This window comes from Microbacterium sp. NPDC079176, from assembly GCF_040686675.1.
GTDB lineage: Bacteria > Actinomycetota > Actinomycetes > Actinomycetales > Microbacteriaceae > Microbacterium.
Genome location: NZ_JBFBLM010000004.1, coordinates 17,301 through 36,144, shown reverse-complemented (window position 1 = coordinate 36,144; position 18,844 = coordinate 17,301). Strand labels below are relative to the sequence as shown.

Here is an 18,844-nt window from a genome sequence, read left to right as displayed (position 1 = left end):
CCGGCGCAGACGCTCCAGATGGTGAGGAAGCCCATACCGACAGGATCGGAGCACGGAGCTCACAGTGCACTCTTAGGTTCAGAGTGCAATATTGCACTTCATGAGCGAGAGTGCAGATTCATTGCGAGAGCAGCGCAAGAGGGAGACGTCCCGCGCACTCACCGACGAGGCTCGCCGACTGACGACCGAGCACGGTTTCGCCGGCTTCACCGTCGAGGAGCTCTGCTCTGCGGTCGGCGTCTCGCGGCGTACGTTCTTCAACTACTTCGAGAGCAAGGAGAACGCCGTCTTCGGGTTCGCCGCGATCGACTCGCGACAGGAAGCGCTCGAGGCCGCCTTCGTCGCGCAGGACGGCGAGCTGCTCGACGACTTCATCGGGTTGACGATCGCGCGATTCGAGCTCTTCAATCCCCTCGACGACGCACCGGCGCTGTTCGCGGTGATCGAGCAGGAGCCTCGACTGCTCAAGGCCGCATTCGAGCAGCTGGCGAAGAACGAGAGGCGCGACGGCGAGCTCGTCGTTCAGCGAAGCGGTGGAGGCGACGATGCCGCGCTGCGCGCCGAGGTCATGGTCCACACTGTCGGCGCCCTGGTGCGCCTGTGCATGGACCAGCTGCTGCACCACCACTCGACCGACTCCTTCAGCGACCTCGTCAGCCGACGCCTCGAGATCGCTCGCACCGTGTTCGCACCATCACAGAAAGCCCACTGAATGTCCGCCACCGCCACCAAGGATGCGCCCTTCCTGCTCACGAAGCGCCGCATCTGGATCATCTTCAGCGCCCTGATAGCGGGCATGCTGCTCTCGAGCCTCGACCAGACGATCGTTTCGACCGCCATGCCGACCATCGTCGGACAGCTCGGCGGCGTCGACCACCAGGTCTGGATCACCACGGCCTATCTGCTCGCGACCACCATCGTCATGCCCATCTACGGCAAGTTCGGTGACGTCCTGGGCCGACGCAACCTCTTCCTCGTCGCGATCGCGCTGTTCACGCTCGCGTCCGTCGGATGCGCCTTCGCCACCGACTTCTGGATGTTCGTGATCTTCCGCGCACTGCAGGGCCTCGGCGGCGGCGGTCTGATGATCCTGTCGCAGGCGATCATCGCCGACATCGTCCCCGCGAACGAGCGCGGCAAGTACATGGGTCCCCTGGGCGCCGTCTTCGGTCTGTCGGCCGTCGCCGGCCCCCTGCTCGGCGGGTTCTTCGTCGACCACCTCACCTGGCAGTGGGCGTTCTACATCAACATCCCGGTCGGAATCGCCGCCTTCATCATCGCCCTCGTCGCGTTGAAGCTGCCCAGCAAGAAGGCCCAGAAGCCGATCGACATCTTCGGCGTCATCTTCCTCTCGATGGCGACGACCTGTCTGATCTTCTTCACCGACTTCGGCGGCGACAAGGAGTTCGGCTGGGATTCGCTCGCCACATGGGCCTGGGGAGCCGGGCTCATCGTTGCCGCGACCGCGTTCGTCATCACCGAGGCCAAGGTGCAGGACCCGATCATCCCGCTGAGCCTTTTCCGCAATCCGATCTTCGTCAACGCGACCGCGATCGGTCTCGTGCTCGGCATCGGGATGTTCGCGGCGATCGGGTTCGTCCCGACGTTCCTGCAGATGTCGTCAGGCACGTCGGCCGCCGCATCCGGTCTGCTGATGATCCCGATGATGGTGGGACTGATCGGAACGTCGATCTTCTCGGGCATCGCGATCTCGAAGACGGGGAAGTACAAGATCTACCCGATCGTCGGAACGATCCTGACGGGCATCGCGATGATCTCGATGACCACCCTCTCGGCCGAGACGCCGATCTGGCTGATCTGCGCCTTCCTCTTCGTATTCGGCGCCGGTCTGGGCCTGATCATGCAGGTCGTCGTGCTGGTCGTGCAGAACGCCGTCCCCGCCGGCGAGATCGGCACAGCGACGAGCACGAACAACTACTTCCGCGAAGTGGGTGCATCACTCGGAACCGCCGTCTTCGGCACGATCTTCACCACCCGCCTGACCGAGAACCTGCTCGGCGTCTTCGCCGACGCCGGAGCATCACCGGATGCCGCCTCGCAGGCGGCGTCGACGATCGACCCCGCGACGCTGAACTCGCTGCCGGACGAGGTCAGGGACGGCATCGTCACGGCCTACGCGGATGCCCTCGCACCGGTCTTCTGGTACCTGGTGCCCTTCATCGCTCTCGCTCTGGTGCTCTCGCTGTTCCTCAAGCAGATCCCGCTGTCGGATCAGGCGGGACTCGTCGCTCGGGGCGAGGCCATCAGCGGCGAGGAGGCGGAGCGTCTCGAGGCGGAGCAGCGCGGCGGCTCCGGTCGAAGTGACGCCGCTCCCGGCGACGAGGACCGCATCGCAGCCGGTCGACGCGACATCCCGCCCGCCGGTCGCTGACCTTTTCACGAACGACGGGCCCGCTCCTCAGATGAGGAGCGGGCCCGTCTTCGTGCGTGGTCAGGGGAGGTCGCCGACCTCGAGCTCGTCCGGGTGATCCGCATTGTCGCCGTCGGCCTTCTGGCTCTCACCCGGGGTGGCGGGGTCGACCTCGGGGTCCGGGTCGTTCGTCACGAAGTCGGCGTCCACGCCGGTCGCGTCGATCTCGGCGCCTTCGTCCGGTGCTGCCTGGGGGTCTGACATGAGTCGCTCCTATCGTCCGGGTACTGGACGACCAGTGTGACCGCCGCAGGCCTCGCCACGGCATCCCCTTGACATCGCGCACGCCGAACCTCAACCGATCGGGTGGGCACCGTGCGAACATCGTGCCCGCAGTGCGTCTCGGTCGATCCTGAGCCCGGGTACGCAAAAACCCCCGGGAATCCCGGGGGTTTTCATCTGTAGCAGGAGCGGGGCTTGAACCCGCGACCTCACGATTATGAGTCGTGCGCTCTGACCAGCTGAGCTACCCTGCCACACCGCATCCGCATCGCAGATACGAACGCTGTGAGCCCCGAGTCAGGATTGAACTGACGACCCCTTCCTTACCATGGAAGTGCTCTGCCACTGAGCTATCGGGGCGTGCTGCCCCTCGCGGGGCAACCACACGAGAATACCATCACTGTGGCGTCCTCATGAAATCGAGGTGTCAGTACGAGGTACGACCCGCGTTCTCGCGCAACCACGGCAGCGGATCGATCGTGCCACCGTTGATGATGATCTCGAAGTGCAGGTGCGCTCCGTAGGAACGACCGGTGTTTCCGGTGTGGCCGACGACGTCGCCGACCTTCACGGTCTGCCCGGGCTTGACCTGCAGCGAGCCGTACTGCATGTGCGAGTAGTGGCTCGTGACGATCTGTCCGTCGATCACGTGGTCGATGTACACGGTGACACCGTAGGCGCCGCCCTGCTCGGTGGCGATGCGCACCACGCCGTCGGCGATCGCCTGGATGGGCGCTCCCTCACCGGGGACGAAGTCGATTCCCTCGTGCAGACGACCCCAGCGCATGCCGTATCCCGAGCTCATACCCACGCCGACCTTGAACGGCCACTGGATGGCAGCCTCGGCGTCGTTGGTGAAGACCTCGTTCGAGTAGTTGATGCCCTCTTCCGATGCCACCTGGATGAGAGACACGCTCGAGAAGCTGTCGGAGCGCGCGAGCGGCTCGTTCTGCACGTCGGAAGACGTGACGAACGCCTGGATCTCGTCGTCGGATGCAGCCTTCGACGCCGTACCCGATGCAGCGACGAGGGACGTCGCCGCGAGCGACGGCGTTCCCTGCACTGCGGCGACGGCTTCGGCAGGAAGGGTCATGCCGACGGCGAGGAGACCGGCGAGGCTCATCACGCCGACGGTCGCGCCGACGGCGAGGAACTTGCGTGCAGACGGGCGACGGCGCACGACATGCTCGACCGGAGTCTCGTCAGCCTCGGCGGCCTCAGTCGGGTCCTCGGCGGGCTCGGCCGCGGCCTCGGGTGCCACGCGACGGAATGCACGGGCAGCCGTCTCGAAGGCATCCTCGTCGCTCGAACGGTGGCTTGCGTCGTCCGCGCGCTCCGAGTCGGGCTGATCGTGCTCGGCTGCTGCGGGCATCGCAATCGGCTCGGCGACGATCGGCTCGATGACGATCGGCTCGGCGACGTCCGCGGGAGCCTCATCGGTCTCGCTCACGACGACGTCGGCGGAGTCGGATGCTGCCGACGCCGCCGCGACCGCGGTCGCGGCGATGAAGACCTCTGCGGTGTTCAGTCGCTGGCGGGCGGCACGACGAGACAGGGGAGCCTCGGAGGGGACGGCCGTGGCTTCGGAGACGGGCGCGGCTTCGGAGACGGCTTCCGTCACTCCTGCCGCGGAGGCCTCGAAGGCCGCAGTGCGGGTACGGCTGGAGCGGCGCGTGGGCGCAGAGGCAGCCTGGGGATTCTCGAAGGGCAAATCAGATTCTCTCGGGTTCAAACGTCAAGCTCGGGGGCGCTTACGACCTTCACCGATTCGGGCCGATGAAAGTAACGATCGGATAAACCCTAGCCTGATCCACCTGTGAATGCCATGAATCGTTCACGTTTCATCTCGAAGAATATCGAGGACGCGCTGATGGACCTCAGTGCCACCCGCGATGAGCATGGGTCTCGCGGAGGCACGGTCGATCAGCGAGACATCGCCCCCCGCCTCGGTGACCAGCAGCGCGCCTGCCGCGTGATCCCACGGCTTCAGGCCGCGCTCGAAGTAGCCGTCCAGCCGCCCGGAGGCCACGAAAGCGAGGTCGAGGGCGGCAGAGCCTGCGCGGCGGAGGTCTCTCGCGATCGGCATGATCCTGCGCACGGTCGCGAGGTCGCCGTCATGCGTCGCGGGGTCGTAGCCGAATCCGGTGGCGAGCAGCGCTCCCGCCGGCGTCTCCGTCGTGACCGACAGCCGCACGTCGCCCAGGAAGGCGCCATGACCTCGAGCGGCGGTGAACATCTCGGCGGTTGCGGGCGCGTAGACGGCAGCGGCGAGCGCCTCCCACTCCCCCGCGACTGCGCTGCCCCTCACTGCCGCGATGCTCACGGCATAGGAGGGGATTCCGTAGGCGTAGTTCACCGTGCCGTCGATCGGATCGACGACCCAGGTGATGCCGGTCACGCCGGGTTCAGCCTCCGACTCTTCGCCCAGGAAGCCGTCGCCGGGTCGAGCGACCCTCAACCGGTCGCGGACGAGCGCTTCGACTTCGCGATCGGCATCGGTGACGATGTCCGCCAGCGTCGACTTCGTGGCGGCGAGGTGCACGCCCTCGTCGCGACGGCGCCGCGCCAGGTCGCCCGCCTCGCGTGCGATCCGGCGGGCGAGGTCAGCCAGTTCGAGTTCGATGCTCACTGGGGAGGCAGCGGCGGAGCCGGCGGGTAGGCGTCGTGAGCAGTGGGAGCCGGCGGGTAGGCGTCGTGAGCCGCGGGCGCGGGCGGAGCCGGAGGCGTCGCCGGGCCCTGCGAGTACGGCTCAGGCGCGGTCGGGAACGGCGCGACGGGGAACCCCTGCGGCGCGGGAGCGACAGGGAGCGCCTGCTGCGGCTGCGGCGACGGGTGGCCGGTGTAGTAGGCATTCCAGTCCGGCGAGCCGTCGGGCAGCACAGGCAGGGGCGTCACACCGTCTGCGTAGGTCGGCCATGCCGGAGCGGCTGCGACACTCTGCGCCGCGGCGGCGGCACGAGCGCCGGCCGGCTTGCGAGGAGCGAACAGGGCGTTGAGCAGCGGGATCAGCGTGGTTCCGACCGCGGCCAGGATCGTGAGTGCGACGACGATTCGCCAGTACAGCTCGCCGTAGTCGAAGGTGTGCGGGAAGGTGAGGAAGAAGATCAGCATGGCCACGAGGCCGCCGAGGAACACGATCGTCGCGATGTAGATGATGCGGGTGAACGTCGTCACGTGACGCTGCGCGGCCGGAGTGAACAGCCTCACATGCAGCAGGGCGAGCTGCAGGATTCCCACCACGAGCAGCAGCTGGAAGAAGCGCTCTGCACCGGTGAAGAACGCGTCGTCCTCGGGCAGCCAGATCTTGACCGCTCCGACCAGCAGAGCCACGATCCAGCTGACCATGCTCGACAGCGCGAGCCAGTCGGGACGGTTGGGGGCGAGTCCCGCCTCGAGGATCGCGATCCCCGCGAACGCGGCGAGCAGGAGGATCGTGAGGAATGCCCGCCCGATCAGCCCGTCCTGATCACCGATCAGAACCCACACGACGCAGACGAGCGCCGCGGCGATGAGTGCGCCGATGGCGATCCAGATCGCCCCTCTGATGAGAAGGGACATGTTCTTCTTCTCGACCAGCGCGGGGGGCTGCTGGGTGATCTCCGGCTGCGACATCGCGTTCCTCTCGTTGAGCGGCGTTGCGTTCATCCTTGCATGCGCCGGCGCGGAGGCAGGAGCCTCGACATGATCCGTGGATACATCGGGGCGAACCGGCTCCCGCGGGAATCAGCCCTTGCGTGCGGATGCCGCGGCGAACGCGGCGATCCGGGCCTGAGCGTCCGGGGTCGCCAGGGAGGCACCGATCGAGCGCGCCTCCTCGCCCAGCTGCTCGGCGAACGTCCGCTCGGGCTGAGAGCGGACGAGGCGCTTCGCGTGACCGTACGCTTCAGCCGCACCGGCGAGCCAGAAGCGGGCGATCTCCTCCGCACGCGCCCTCACCCGGCCGGCTTCGTCCGCAGAGTCGGCCCCGTCGACGGCCTCTGCGACGAGGCCCCATTCCACGGCTTCCGCGGCCGTCAGGAGGCGGTCCTGCAGCACCAGCTGCAGCGCGCGGCGCTGTCCGACCGCTCGAGCGAGCTGAGCCGAGACCGACAGGTCGGGTGTCAGCCCGATGTTCGCATAGAGGCTGCCCAGCCGAGAGCGTGAGCCGACCACGGCGTAGTCGCTGCTGAGCAGGATGCCGAGCCCGCCGCCGGCGGTCGTCCCGTGGGCTGCGGCGACGACCGGCACCGCAGACTCGGTCAGCGACCGGATCCCGGCGTTGATGACTTCGGCCAGGGCCGTGATCTCGTCACCCGATCCCATCGTCGTCGCCATCTCGATGACATCACCGCCGGCGCAGAACGCGGGGCCCGCCGCATCGATCAGGATCGCCTTCACATCCGTGCGCGACGTCGCCTCGGCCGTCGCGTCGCGCCACGCGTGCGCCAGATCGGAGTTGAAGGCATTGAGCCGTGCCGGACGGTTCAGTGTGAGCCGGGCCAGCCCCTCATCGACGGTGAACAGGATGGCATCGTTCATGGCTTCTCCTTCGAGCGCAGACGTATGCGACCAGGCTAACCGTGATCAGGCCTGCTGCCTCACGCGGCCCACGAAGGCCTCCATTCGCCGCCTCGTGCCGTCGAGACGGACGTCCACCTGTCCGGGGGCGAGGATCTCGTTCGGGGCGAGCGGGTGGGCGAGTCTCACGTTCTCGTGACAGGAGAGATCGGCGCACATGTAGGTGCCGACGGAGTCGCCCCGCTCACCGGCCTCACCTGCGAGCCGTGCTGAGAACAGCGCCACCTGGTTTCCCGGCTGCATGGTGTGGCAGATGTTGCACATGCCCGAACGACCTCGGCCGGGGTCCGAGACTCGCAGCACGAACCCCGAGACCTCACCGTCGTGCTGAGTGAGCACGTAGCCGCGCCGACCCGCACTCGGGTCTCGCCACGCGAAGAAGTCCAGGTAGTCCCAGTCGATCAGGACGAAGTCGTGGGGCATCTCCATGACCCGCAGCTCGTCGGCATCCGCATTGACGAACGAGGCACGGACGTCTGCTTCGGTGAGCGCTCGCATCGCTCCAGTCTATGAACACCGGTGCGCATGGGGTCGCGACCAGGCGTCCGAGATCGCGCCGAGGCGCGGCCAGGGTGAGTTCCAGGGCGAAATACCGCGTGTTGGATGCGCTCCCTCACGACCCCGACGCGCCCGCACCTATCGTGAACACAGGTCGATGAGAGCACGAACCCCCAGGTTCACCCCTCCCACGCTCCCGACTCTGAGGCGCACCACGCGTCACCCGAACTCGGGGTGCGCCTCGATCGACCGGTCAGTCGCTCATTCCTCGAGCAGCCCCAGCTCTGCGGCGCGCAGAAGAGCCTGCTCCCTGTTCGACGCACCGAGCTTGCGGTACGCGCTGCGACGTTGGACCTTCACCGTGTTCGGTGAGACGAAGAGTGCCGCGGCGAGCACGTCGGTGGACGACGTCCTCCGCAGCTCTCGCATCACCGCGAGTTCTCTCGACGTGAGCCTGACCGGGGGCGGCAGCGCCGGGAACGGGCATCCGTCCGAGGCGCGCGCGAGATAGGAGTCGAGGAATTCCTGCTCGGTCGGCGCGCACAGTTCGCGCACCTCGCTCAGCACGTCACCGGCGAAGAGCGCGAGCGGAGCCTGAGAGCGCTGCTCTCGCATCACGGCGACGGCGCGAGACATCGCGCGGGCAGACGCCTCACGCCTGCCCAACCGTGCTGCCGCGGCTGAGGACGTGATGGCTGCGAGGCAGAGCCGGTCGAGGTCCGGGTCGCGTTCGGCCTGGGCGACCTCGGCCGCGGCGTAGGAACGCGCGTCGTCACCGGTGAGGAGCGCGACGAACGCCTCGACGGCAAGCCGAGCCGGATCATCGCCGGGGAGCCCGGCCGCAGTCCGTCGGGCCGCCGTCTGGTCGCCGAGCGCCAGCGACGCCATCGCCTGCGCGACAGTCAGCCGGGACGATCCGTAGTCGGAGACCGCCGAGTTCACGCCCCGCCCGAGCGAATGGGCGATGGCCAGCGATGCCTCGGCCGCGCGCCCCTCGCGCACCTCGATCTCGCTCTGAACGCAGACGAGGTAGGGCCAGAGCTCCGTCGTTCCCAGGTGGTGTGCGATCGAATCCGTACGGCGTCTGGCCTCGTCGAGATCGAGCGCCGCGATGGCGATGACGGCGTGGGCGATCTGCTCCAGTATCCCGAACTGCTCCGATCGCCAGGCGGGCGGCGGATCCGCGCCGTCGATCTCATCGAGGACCCGCCGCGCATCGGACAGCCGTCCCCGCAGGGCGTATACGCCGGCGAGAGTCGCAGCGCAGTGATACCAGCCGCCGTCGTCATCGGGCATCCGCAGACCGACACCGTCTTCGAGGATCATGACGGTATGCGCGACCTGAATCGTCATTCCGAGCTCCAGGACCTCGATGGCATCCGAGATCCGACCCAGCTGAAAGAAGCTGAGCCCGCAGTTGCTGAGCAGCAGCGCCGCGAATCCGGTGCACTCCGCACGCTGCTCGGCATCCATCGTGTGGAAGACCTGAACAACCAGATCGGCGGACATCCCGGATCGCCGGAACTGCCCGGCGAACCGCTCGGCCAGCGCCTTCGCGCTGAGCATCCAGAACCGCTCGACGGGGTCATCGTCGACGCCCCGGCGGCCGAGTGACAGCGCGGCGCCCTGAAAATAGGCGAACGCACGCAGCCGTTGACCGAGACGCAGCAGGACCAAAGCCAGCAGCATGCCGAGCAGCGGATGACGCGCGAGCACGAGAGGATTCTCGCGACGCAGCAGCGTCTCGACTTCGCGCGGACTCGACCGCGAGAGGATGAACCAGGACTTGCGCCCGAGGCGCACCGCGAGGACGTAGTCCCTCGCTCTCATCGCGTTGGTCAGCGCCTCGAGATGGCGGCCGTGCTCGGAAGCCCACAGCGCGACTGTTCGGCGGATCGGTGCCACGGCGTCGAGTGGCCGCTGATCGAGTCGGCGCGCGAGCGCTTCGCGCAGCAGCGGGGTGTAGACGAACCCGAGACCGTCATCCGCCGGTTCCCACATGCCCAGTCCGTAGAGCTCGGCCCGATCGAGGTGCTCGTCCCCGCCATCCGGCCAGCCGAGACGCCGGACGATCTCGCGCGTCACTCTCCCCGGCACCGAAGTCCGAAGCAGGAACTCCTGGAAGTCGGCCGGAGCATCCGGACCGATCAGGCTGGCCATCAGAGCATCAGCGAGCCCTTGCACCTCGACGGCGGCGATCTCGACCGGGTCCCGATGGGTCGCGAGAGCAAGGCCCAACGCCCGGGCTGCAAGGGGCAGTGCGCTCTCCTCACCGAGCGGATGCGGCGGGAGCGCCTGACCGGATACGCGTTCCACCACCGCCCGAGCCTCGTCACACGTGAAGAAGAGATGCGCGGGTCCGACGACGCACACGTCCGCGGACGCGAGCATCTGCAGCGTCCGCGTCACCGTCGAGCGGCGCGTCGCCACGACGATCCGCAGGAGCGGTGCGGCGTCGAGAAGATCGAGAGCCCGCCCGAGAAGCGACCGCTCATCGGCCCGCTCCGCATTGTCGATCAGTAGGACGCACGGTCGACTCAGGTCGCCGAGCAGGCGCCCGAGTTCGCCGCCCGGATCCCGGACGCTGTCGAACCCACGCAGCGCCGAGCGAGCGGTGCTCCGATCAGCGATCAAGTCCTGGACGATGACCTTGGTCAGGATCTCGCGAAGCATGAGGTGCTCGTTCGTGACGCTCTCGTCGAACCCGAGTCGCACCGCAGCAGCCGCTCGTTCTTCCTGCATCGTCGCCCACTGGCTCAGCAGAACCGACTTCCCACCTCCGGCGGGGCCGCTGATGACCGTCAGGGCATGCCCTCGATCGAAGATCTCCGTCAGCCGCGGACGATCGAGCATGTGCAGGGGAAGACGCGCGCCGCGCGCACGTCCGCCTGTCCCCTGCTCCATCGCCGGCCTCCCCCGAGAACGCGAAACTCTCCGCGATCCGATCGTAGGTCTGCGAATGATTCCGGAATACTGCGAAAGCCGACGTATACCGAGATATCGGCTGAGTATGCCGCTCTTCGGCTATTCGGCAGCGCGCTGCATCGCCTCGTCGGCCTCCATGACGATGCTCCGCATCGCTGACGCGGCGGCATCGGCATCTCCGCCCGCAACCGCGAACGCGACATCCCGATGCCACTGCACAGCGCTCTGATTGGCCACGTGCGGCATGAGGTCATGCGCCGTGCGCCCCCTGAGCACTGCCTCGACCATGCCGCCCAGAGCGGCGAGCATCCGATTGCCGGACGAATCCAGCAGAAGACGGTGAAGCCTGATGTCCGCGGCGAGGTAGCGCTCTCGGTCGGCCTCGTGGTCCTCCTCGCTCATCGCGACGACGAGTGAGACGAGCTCGACCTTCTGTTCCGACGTCGCGTTCACCGCAGCGAGTCGCGCAGCGAGCGGTTCGATCACGGAACGGAGCTGGCTGAGCTCGCGAAGCTGCTCATCGCGACCGGGGCCCGCGAGTCGCCACGCGATCACCTCGGGCGCGTAGACGTTCCAATCGGCCCGCGGCCGCACCTCGACACCCGATTTCCGCCGCACCCAGACAAGACCGAAGGACTCGAGGACCCGCACCGCCTCACGGGCGGCGGAGCGGGACACTCCCCGCTCCTGAGCGAGCTCCACCGTCAGCATCCGCGAGCCCGGGGGGTGCTCGCCGTCGACGATCGCGCGACCGAGCTCGGCGACGAGCGAGTCGTGGACAGGGCTTGCAGGGCCGGCGACGGTCATATGTCGAGTATGCCCGCCACAGGGTCGTTGACGTGGGACGTCTCAGGCGATTGTTTCGGTTATGTTGCGCATGACGTGGTATGCGTGCTTATTATGTACGGCATAAGGTCGTAAACCACGCCCGGATCAAGGAAGCTCATGGCACTCTTCACCCCCGCCGCCGCCGCGCTCATGACGGCAGTCGCCGACACGGCAGCCCCTGACCGCCCCGCCGGTCAGCTGATCACCGCCGCAGTGCTCGGGATCGCGATCATCATCGTCCTCATCACGTGGGTGAAGCTGCATCCCTTCCTGTCGCTCACCATCGGCGCGCTCGCCACCGGCGCGATCGCCGGCATGGACATCGCGGCATCGGTCACCAGCTTCTCGACCGGATTCGGCACCACGATGGGCGGGGTGGGAATCCTGATCGCCCTCGGTGCCATCTACGGAAAGCTCCTCGCCGACTCGGGTGGTGCCGACCGCATCGTCGATACGCTCGTCAGCCGTGCCAGCGCACGGTCGCTGCCGTGGGTCATGGGACTCATCGGTGCGGTCATCGGTCTCCCGATGTTCTTCGAGGTCGGCCTCGTGCTCCTCGTGCCGGTCATCATCCTCGTCGCACGGCGCTCCGGGGCGCCACTCATGCGCATCGCGATCCCGACGCTCGCCGGCCTCTCGGCCATGCACGGCCTCGTGCCGCCGCACCCGGGCCCGCTCGCCGCGATCGACGCGCTCGGAGCCAACCTCGGCCTCACCCTCGCCTTCGGTGTGATCGTCGCGATCCCCGCCGTGATCATCTCTGGGCCGCTGTTCGCCCGCTTCGCAGAGCGCTGGGTCGACGTCCCGGTCCCCGAGCTGTTCGTGACGGACGAGGACGAGGGCATCGAGCAGCGTCGCCGCCCGTCGTTCGGTGCGACGCTCTTCAGCATCCTGCTCCCCGTGTTCCTCATGCTCGCCAAGGCTGTCGCCGACATCTCGGCCGCAGGCTCCGACGCCCCGTGGAAGGTCGCGCTCGACTTCCTCGGCACGCCGGTCATCGCCCTGCTCATCGCCGTGCTCGCCGGATTCTTCATCCTCGGCCGCGGCGCCGGATTCGACCGCACGAAGATCAACGACATCGTCGGCTCGTCGCTCGGTCCCATCGCCGGCATCCTGCTGATCGTCGGCGCGGGTGGCGGATTCAAGCAGGTGCTGGTCGACACCGGCATCGGCAACGTGATCGCCCAGTTCGTCTCCGGGTCGTCCGTCTCGGTGCTGATCCTCGCGTGGCTGGTCGCCGTCGTCATCCGCATCGCCACGGGATCCGCGACCGTCGCGACGATCACCGCCGCCGGCATCCTGCAGCCGCTCACCGAGACCCTCGACTCCCCCATGGTCGCGCTGCTGGTGCTCGCGATCGGCTCGGGCTCGGTGTTCCTGTCGCATGTCAATGATGCGGGTTTCTGGCTCATCAAGGAGTACTTCGGCCTCAGCATCCCGCAGACTCTGAAGTCATGGACAGTACTCGAATGCCTCATCTCCGTCACCGGTCTCGCCGGCGTCCTCGTCCTGAGCATGTTCGTCTGAGCGCGCCATGATGTCCGTCAACGCACCTGTCCTCGTCTTCATGGGCGTCGCCAGCACCGGAAAGTCGACCGTGGCAGCGATGCTCGCCGGCCGTCTCGGATGGGCGTTCGAAGAGGGCGACGACCTGCATCCCGAGGCGAACGTCGCCAAGATGGCTGCCGGCCACGCTCTGAACGACGAGGACCGCTGGCCCTGGCTCGACCGCATCGCCGAGTGGATCGATGAGCGCATCGACGCCGGCGAGCCCGGCATCGTGACCTGCTCCGCCCTGCGACGCAGCTACCGCGACGTGCTTCGCCGGGATGCGGTCACGTTCGTGCATTTCGCCGGCGAGCGCGAGCTGATCCTCGAGCGGATGCTGCGCCGCCAGGGGCACTTCATGCCCGCCACACTGCTCGACTCGCAGTTCGCGACGCTCGAACCCCTGGAGGCGGACGAGCGGGCCATCGAGATCGACATCGCTCTGACGCCGGCTGAGCAGGCCGCTCAGATCGCGTCACGGCTGCGGTTGCACCCGGACTACTGAGACGATTCCTCGGCCAGCGACACTCTGAGTCATGAAGAACTCGATGCGGCGCGCTGTGCGGATCCTGGTCGCGGCGACGACGCTCAGCGTCGGGCTGACCGGCTGCTCGCCCTCCTCCGGCGGAACTCAGCCTGCGAACGATGCGTCGACTGCTGAGACCGCCCTTGGCGCCGGTTCGGTCAGCGACGCCCCTCGTGCGAGCCCTCTCAGCTGCGATGGCGTGGCTGTGATGTTGACGGTCGATCCGCTGTCAGCCACCGCCGGGCAGACGGTCTCCGTGTCAGTGCATCCCCCCGAGTGCCTCGACGAGCTCTGGGCGGGCGAGGTGATCATCCGCTCCCCCGAGGGCGATCTGCGCACCGGTTCACGTCTCGAGGTCGGAGCGACCTCGGTGTCGGTCGAGGTGCCGCCCGATCTCACGGGGACGCCGATGCTGATGCTCGTACCCGATCTCGATTGCGAGCGATCAGGTGCGACCGGCGACTGCCACTATCCATACGCGGAGATCGAGATCCGCGCCGCTACTCCGTGAGCAGACCCAGCCCTGCGATCCCCTCGACGACCAGGTCGTGGTCGTCCGATGACGGAAGTCCCGACACCGTCGCGACCGCGACGACACCCACACCGTCGACGCGGATCGGCACCGACCCACCCGCGACCGCGTAGACGACCGGATCGAGCCATCCCGGCTCGTACATGTCCCGGCCGCCCTGCTCGATGCGCGCTTCGAGCAGAGCCGTGCTGGTCTCGAACCTGAGAGCGGTCGCCGCCTTCTTCGCCGCCCATGCGTCGTTGTCGGCCGTCGCGCCCGGCAGAGATGCGTGGAAGAGGACCCCTGACGAGGTGCGCACGTCCACGGCGACCGGGTGGCCCTCGGCCAATGCCCGTTCTGCGATCGAGCGACCCAGCTCCCATGCGTCCCTGCGGTCGAAGCGGCGCAGGACGAGTTCGACGTGCTCCTTCTCGAGCTGCGCGATCCGTGTCTGGTCACTCATGTCCGGTACCTCTCGTGTGCGTCTGTTCAGCCGAGTTCCCCCGATCCGTACGGTCGAATCGGCTGCTGCCTCTGGAAGGCGTACTCGCCACCCTGACGCCCTCCGAAGGGGCGTCCGTGATCGGCGAACTCCTCACGATAGAACGCCAGCCGCCAGGATCCGATCTCGATCCGCGATCCGGTGCGCAGAATCCGGGCATCCTCCGAGCTGTGCGGCAGATTAGGCCGCCCGCCGCCGGTGGGGGCGTACGAATACAGGACGTACTCGTCGTCCTCGTTGTGGCGGACTTCGGCGTGCAGCGCCTCCACTCCCTCGAGCCGCAGGTCGGCGTCCTTGCCCGAGCCGATCGTCGTCCGTCCGGGAAGGAGATCGAACTCACGCGGCCTGGTGCTGTTCCAGTCGCCGTTCCCGACCGCGAAGATCAGCCGTGGTCGACCGGATCCGGGAAGGTAGTGGGTGGTCGTCACCCGCCGCGGCACCCGACGTGCCAACGTGGGAACGAGGGGGAAGAGAGTGGGCGGCGGGGCGGGGAGGCGGAACCGGCTGCCATCGTCCCGGTGCTTCACCTCCGAGAGCAGCGCCGACAGATGTCCGAGCCTGATGTGCGACGACCCGGCGATCGCACGGCCGACAGGCCCTGACCTGACGTCGCCGAGCTGGAGCAGAGTCCCCTTCGGCCCTTCCACACGCACGCTGAGGCCTCGTCGCGACAAGGCATCGGCGAGAGGTGCCAGCTGCGTGAGCTCGCGGCGACCCATGCCGGTGAGGCCCGCAGTGGACTCGAACGAGATGACGACCTCCCGACCCGCGGCACGCACCGTGAAGCGAGTCGGAGATGCGCCGTCCGAAGCGACGTGCTCGACCTTCAGGTCGATATCGAGACGGATCATGGTGGCAGGCCGTCAGGCCGGCCGGCTCTCGCCGGACTCGCTGTCGCTGGTCGTCACGCGCAGCGTGCCGTTGAACTTCCACGTCGCGCGAGGCGCATCCGGCCCGATATCCCGAGGGACTTCCACGGTCATGTCCTCGAACGTGTAGTTGACCGCCGCTCCGCGACCGGTCAGATAGGCCCACATCTCTCGGCCGAGATCCGTCCAGTCCGTGATCGATGCTCCACTCGGCCCCGAGGCCTCGGAGAACAGTTCGGACGTTTCCTTCTCATCACTCATGGGGTGCTCCTTCGCTGGTGCCCGGTGGTGTTGAAGCGATTATGCGCGCCCCCGATCACTCTGTCCATATGTTTTTGAATACAGTCCAGAAACTGTCTTCCGCTCTCCGAGGCAGCTCAGAGAAACTTCGCGGCCGGTGCATCCAAACGGTGGTGACCAGCGGAATAACCCTGTGTCACGACCCTCGCCGTGACTCCGATCGACAATGGAGTTGAACGATGACTGGAAAGATCCGCGCCTCCCTCGCAGGGGTGGCCGCACTCGCCCTCGTCCTGACCGCCGCGCCCGCACAGGCCGCAGAGACAGCACGCCCCTCGGGGAACATCGTCGATGTTCTCGTCACCGCCTCAGGAGGAGGCGCTCCAGACCGAAACGCCAACGACTACGACCTGCTCGTCCAGGCGGTGCTCGCCACCGGCCTCGACAGCACGCTCGCAGATCCGGCGGGAACGTTCACCGTCTTCGCTCCGAACGATCGAGCCTTCCTGCGGCTGGTGTCCGACCTGACGGGCACCGCACCCGCATCCGAGGCGGCGGCACTGACCACGCTCACGACCGCCTTCACCACCGACCAGATCGCCGACATCCTGCTCTACCACGTCGTCGCGGGCAAGAAGCTGGGCCCGATCAAGGTCATCACGTCGAAGTCGCTCACCATGGCCAACGGCGGGGTCGTCCGGCCGCGCGGCGTCTTCTTGCGTGACGAGAGCCCCACCCTGCGGGACCCGGCCCTGGTGCTGTGGCGGGTGAACATCACCGCGAACAATGGAGTGATCCACACGATCGATCGCGTCCTGGTTCCTGCGATGTGAGCACGCCGTGAAAAGGAAACGCCCCCGAGGACGGGGGCGTTTCTCCGGCTCGTGGATCTCGTGATCGAGAACAACGAACAGAGGGTGGGGTTTTCCCGTGTCCCCGAGTCCTACCCTTTACAGGGATCGGGGCCCGCGATTCCTACGCGTTTCCCACGCGTTCCTTTCGCGATTCCCACGGATACCCCCGACTGCCCTACACCTGCTTGAGGTGCCAGCGGGCGAAGCTCAGGATTCGGCCGCGGCGCCGTCGCCCTCAGGTTCTGGCTCTCCCCAGGGGATCGCCTACCTGAGGGCCTGCTACGTCGAGACTGAGCTCGCCCTGCGACGCTCTCGTCGTGCCTGTTGTCTCATCGGGTGAGCTGCCACTGCCCGACGGTCGCGCACAGTGCGACCCAGCCAGCCCAGGGACCTCTGGGCGGCCTGCCGACAGCTCACGCAAGAAGCAGAACTGGCACCGAAACGAGGAAAGCCCCCGGTATTCTCGGGGGCTTTCCTCGTTTGACCTGGCATTCTGAGATACGAGAACAAAATCCTCGAGATCCGGGAATACCCCATGGTGGCGAGTGAGGGATTCGAACCCCCGAATGCTGAGCAGTCTGATTTACAGTCAGATCCCTTTGGCCGCTTGGGTAACTCGCCAGAGCGCACCCGTCCGACTTCGACAGCCAACCGGGGGCACGATAGATAATCATACCTGCCGAGGGCAAGCGTGAGAAATCGAACGCTCAGCTGCCGAACACGCCGCGATCGGCGTCAGCGATCGACTCCGGAGTCCGCAGCAGGCCGCCCTCGGCTCGGCACGTCGCAGCGGCCACATCCATGGCTCGATCGAGCAGGTGCTGCCAGCCTTTCGCATCGGAGGGTGTCCCCTGAGCAAGGCCGGCCGCCACGGCCGCGAGAGTCGCATCTCCGGCTCCCACGGTGTCGACGACGCGACCGGGCAGCGTCGAGATGGGCGCCGTGACGATGCCGGCATCCGACTCGAGGGCTGCACCATCGGCGCCTGCGGTCGCGAGCACCGCGCTCACCCCGAGCGCGCGCAGCCGCGCCCTCAGCGCATCGAGATCGCCGTCATAGAGGAGAGCCGCATCATCGGCGCCGATCTTGACGATCGACGCTCCTGCGGCGGCGCGCTCGAAGCCCTGCACGAACTCGGCACGGTCGCTCAGCATCCCCGACCGTGGGTTCGGGTCGACAGCGAGGCGAGTGTCGCCGACGGCGTCGAGCAGGGCGTCGACCTCACCGGGCACGTCGAAGGGGAAGCAGCTGACGGCCACGAGATCCGAATCGGCGATCGCACGGACAGCCGCGTCGGAATAGCGGATGCTGCGCCGCTGCGCGGCCTCGTTGAACACGTAGACGGGCTCGCCGTCGGGACCACGCTGCACGATCGCCCGGGACGAGCCCAGCGGCGCCTCGCTGGCGATCAGCCGCACGTCGTGATCGTCGAGGTATTCGCGAATGTGCGCCCCCGCTTCGTCGTCCCCGACCATCGCGATCAGGGTGGTCGGCACACCGAGCCTGCGAAGACCGACGGCGACGTTCAGTGCCGCGCCGCCGACCAGCTCACGCACCCCGCCGACGTCGTGGATCTCGTCGATCAGCGCGTCTCCGACGACGACTGCACCGGGCATACGGGAGGAATCATCACTCATTCCGCCGACACTACCGCGAGAGCGGCTTCTTCGGCGGTTCGGTCAGCCTCCCTGCGCGGGCTGGGCACAGCGCTACGGTGAGCGCATGAACGCTCGAATCGCCGCCGGCGCTGCGGCTCTCCTGCTCCTCGCCGTGCTCACCGGCTGCGATCCGACCGGTTCGGGCACCACGCCGTCGAACGATTCCGCTGAACCGTCGTCGAGTCCGGGACCGGACGAATCGGAGAGCCCGTCGCCCTCCCCCACACCGACAGAGACTCCGATCGCTCTGCCGACCGACTGCAGGGCGATCCTCTCGGACGACGTGCTCGCACAGCTCGAGGGAGTGCCACTCAATGACGCGGCGTTCGGACCGTCCGGGGTCGGAGACGACGGCGAGCTCACCTGCATCTGGGCGGATCCGAAGGCGGACACCACCCGGCTGGTCACCACCATCTCCCTGATGAACCGAGGGCCGGCCCTCGACATGCTGAACGCTCTCGTGGCCGACGAGGGCTACACGTGCTTCACTCCCGACGGCGGCACGCGCTGCGAGAAGACCTGGCAGAACGAGCGGTACCCTGTCACCGACGGTCGCACCCTCTTCTGGCGGGACGACGTGCTGATCGACTCCCAGTACTCGAATCTCGCGCCCGAGGGATACACCTCGAGCATCGTGGCGCACCTCTTCGACTGATCCGTCGCCCTGTCCACGGC

19 protein-coding genes and 3 tRNA genes are annotated in these 18,844 nt (G+C 67.4%); 7 read left to right on the top strand and 15 right to left on the bottom strand.

What is annotated here, in order from left to right; all coding sequences use genetic code 11:
• Window positions 1–100 precede the first annotated feature (100 nt).
• Entirely contained in the window at window positions 101–712 is a 612-nt protein-coding gene (locus AB0P11_RS10635) for a TetR/AcrR family transcriptional regulator (protein ID WP_285364993.1), read from the top strand.
• Entirely contained in the window at window positions 713–2,392 is a 1,680-nt protein-coding gene (locus AB0P11_RS10630; protein WP_056277215.1) for an MDR family MFS transporter, read from the top strand.
• A 60-nt stretch (window positions 2,393–2,452) separates the two neighbouring features.
• Here the strand turns inward: AB0P11_RS10630 and AB0P11_RS10625 are convergent, their stop codons facing one another.
• From AB0P11_RS10625 to AB0P11_RS10580, 10 genes are all read right to left on the bottom strand, one after another.
• Window positions 2,453–2,635 (bottom strand): hypothetical protein, encoded by a 183-nt coding sequence (locus AB0P11_RS10625; protein WP_053098926.1) that lies wholly within the window; start codon window positions 2,633–2,635, stop codon window positions 2,453–2,455.
• A gap of 198 nt (window positions 2,636–2,833) precedes the next feature.
• Window positions 2,834–2,907 (bottom strand) — tRNA-Met (locus AB0P11_RS10620).
• Between the two features lie 34 nt (window positions 2,908–2,941).
• Window positions 2,942–3,013, bottom strand: a tRNA-Thr gene (locus AB0P11_RS10615).
• A 67-nt stretch (window positions 3,014–3,080) separates the two neighbouring features.
• On the bottom strand, window positions 3,081–4,364 hold the full coding sequence (locus AB0P11_RS10610; protein WP_363521840.1) for a peptidoglycan DD-metalloendopeptidase family protein: 1,284 nt from the start codon (window positions 4,362–4,364) through the stop codon (window positions 3,081–3,083).
• Window positions 4,365–4,487: 123 nt separating this feature from the next.
• Window positions 4,488–5,282: an inositol monophosphatase family protein gene (locus AB0P11_RS10605; RefSeq protein ID WP_053098924.1), complete on the bottom strand. Its 795-nt coding sequence runs from the start codon at window positions 5,280–5,282 to the stop codon at window positions 4,488–4,490.
• The gene (locus AB0P11_RS10600; RefSeq protein ID WP_157538099.1) at window positions 5,279–6,298 is read right to left on the bottom strand and encodes a hypothetical protein; all 1,020 of its coding nucleotides are present in this window, start codon (window positions 6,296–6,298) and stop codon (window positions 5,279–5,281) included. The genes AB0P11_RS10605 and AB0P11_RS10600 overlap by 4 nt, the downstream gene beginning before the upstream one ends.
• 78 nt (window positions 6,299–6,376) lie before the next feature.
• Window positions 6,377–7,171 carry an enoyl-CoA hydratase/isomerase family protein gene (locus tag AB0P11_RS10595; RefSeq protein ID WP_363521835.1) on the bottom strand — a complete coding sequence of 265 codons (795 nt, stop codon included), beginning with the start codon at window positions 7,169–7,171 and terminating at the stop codon, window positions 6,377–6,379.
• Window positions 7,172–7,216: 45 nt separating this feature from the next.
• Window positions 7,217–7,708 carry an FBP domain-containing protein gene (locus AB0P11_RS10590; RefSeq protein WP_053098921.1) on the bottom strand — a complete coding sequence of 164 codons (492 nt, stop codon included), beginning with the start codon at window positions 7,706–7,708 and terminating at the stop codon, window positions 7,217–7,219.
• Between the two features lie 261 nt (window positions 7,709–7,969).
• On the bottom strand, window positions 7,970–10,612 hold the full coding sequence (locus AB0P11_RS10585) for a LuxR C-terminal-related transcriptional regulator (protein WP_363521832.1): 2,643 nt from the start codon (window positions 10,610–10,612) through the stop codon (window positions 7,970–7,972).
• A gap of 120 nt (window positions 10,613–10,732) precedes the next feature.
• Window positions 10,733–11,440 carry an FCD domain-containing protein gene (locus tag AB0P11_RS10580; protein WP_056277198.1) on the bottom strand — a complete coding sequence of 236 codons (708 nt, stop codon included), beginning with the start codon at window positions 11,438–11,440 and terminating at the stop codon, window positions 10,733–10,735.
• A 171-nt stretch (window positions 11,441–11,611) separates the two neighbouring features.
• Here AB0P11_RS10580 and AB0P11_RS10575 point away from each other — a divergent pair, with 171 nt between their 5' ends.
• From AB0P11_RS10575 to AB0P11_RS10565, 3 genes are read left to right on the top strand one after another with little or no spacing between them, the layout of a single operon-like run.
• Window positions 11,612–12,988, top strand: coding sequence for a gluconate:H+ symporter (locus tag AB0P11_RS10575; RefSeq protein WP_053099393.1), 1,377 nt, complete (start codon window positions 11,612–11,614; stop codon window positions 12,986–12,988).
• Between the two features lie 7 nt (window positions 12,989–12,995).
• On the top strand, window positions 12,996–13,514 hold the full coding sequence (locus AB0P11_RS10570) for a gluconokinase (RefSeq protein WP_053098918.1): 519 nt from the start codon (window positions 12,996–12,998) through the stop codon (window positions 13,512–13,514).
• A gap of 31 nt (window positions 13,515–13,545) precedes the next feature.
• Entirely contained in the window at window positions 13,546–14,046 is a 501-nt protein-coding gene (locus AB0P11_RS10565; RefSeq protein ID WP_363521828.1) for a hypothetical protein, read from the top strand.
• Here AB0P11_RS10565 and AB0P11_RS10560 read toward each other — a convergent pair.
• From AB0P11_RS10560 to AB0P11_RS10550, 3 genes are read right to left on the bottom strand one after another with little or no spacing between them, the layout of a single operon-like run.
• A complete protein-coding gene (locus AB0P11_RS10560; RefSeq protein ID WP_363521825.1) occupies window positions 14,036–14,509 on the bottom strand; it encodes a heme-binding protein in 474 nt (157 codons plus the stop codon). The genes AB0P11_RS10565 and AB0P11_RS10560 overlap by 11 nt on opposite strands.
• Window positions 14,510–14,535: 26 nt before the next feature.
• Window positions 14,536–15,399 carry an FHA domain-containing protein gene (locus tag AB0P11_RS10555; protein WP_053098915.1) on the bottom strand — a complete coding sequence of 288 codons (864 nt, stop codon included), beginning with the start codon at window positions 15,397–15,399 and terminating at the stop codon, window positions 14,536–14,538.
• Between the two features lie 12 nt (window positions 15,400–15,411).
• The gene (locus AB0P11_RS10550; RefSeq protein WP_053098914.1) at window positions 15,412–15,678 is read right to left on the bottom strand and encodes a hypothetical protein; all 267 of its coding nucleotides are present in this window, start codon (window positions 15,676–15,678) and stop codon (window positions 15,412–15,414) included.
• A gap of 218 nt (window positions 15,679–15,896) precedes the next feature.
• On the opposite strand from AB0P11_RS10550, the gene AB0P11_RS10545 reads away from it, so the two are divergent.
• A complete protein-coding gene (locus AB0P11_RS10545; RefSeq protein WP_053098913.1) occupies window positions 15,897–16,490 on the top strand; it encodes a fasciclin domain-containing protein in 594 nt (197 codons plus the stop codon).
• A gap of 557 nt (window positions 16,491–17,047) precedes the next feature.
• Here AB0P11_RS10545 and AB0P11_RS10540 read toward each other — a convergent pair.
• Window positions 17,048–17,132, bottom strand: a tRNA-Tyr gene (locus AB0P11_RS10540).
• 86 nt (window positions 17,133–17,218) lie between these two features.
• The gene (locus AB0P11_RS10535) at window positions 17,219–18,148 is read right to left on the bottom strand and encodes a PfkB family carbohydrate kinase (protein ID WP_363521820.1); all 930 of its coding nucleotides are present in this window, start codon (window positions 18,146–18,148) and stop codon (window positions 17,219–17,221) included.
• Between the two features lie 85 nt (window positions 18,149–18,233).
• On the opposite strand from AB0P11_RS10535, the gene AB0P11_RS10530 reads away from it, so the two are divergent.
• The gene (locus AB0P11_RS10530; protein ID WP_363521817.1) at window positions 18,234–18,824 is read left to right on the top strand and encodes a hypothetical protein; all 591 of its coding nucleotides are present in this window, start codon (window positions 18,234–18,236) and stop codon (window positions 18,822–18,824) included.
• Window positions 18,825–18,844: the final 20 nt, after the last annotated feature.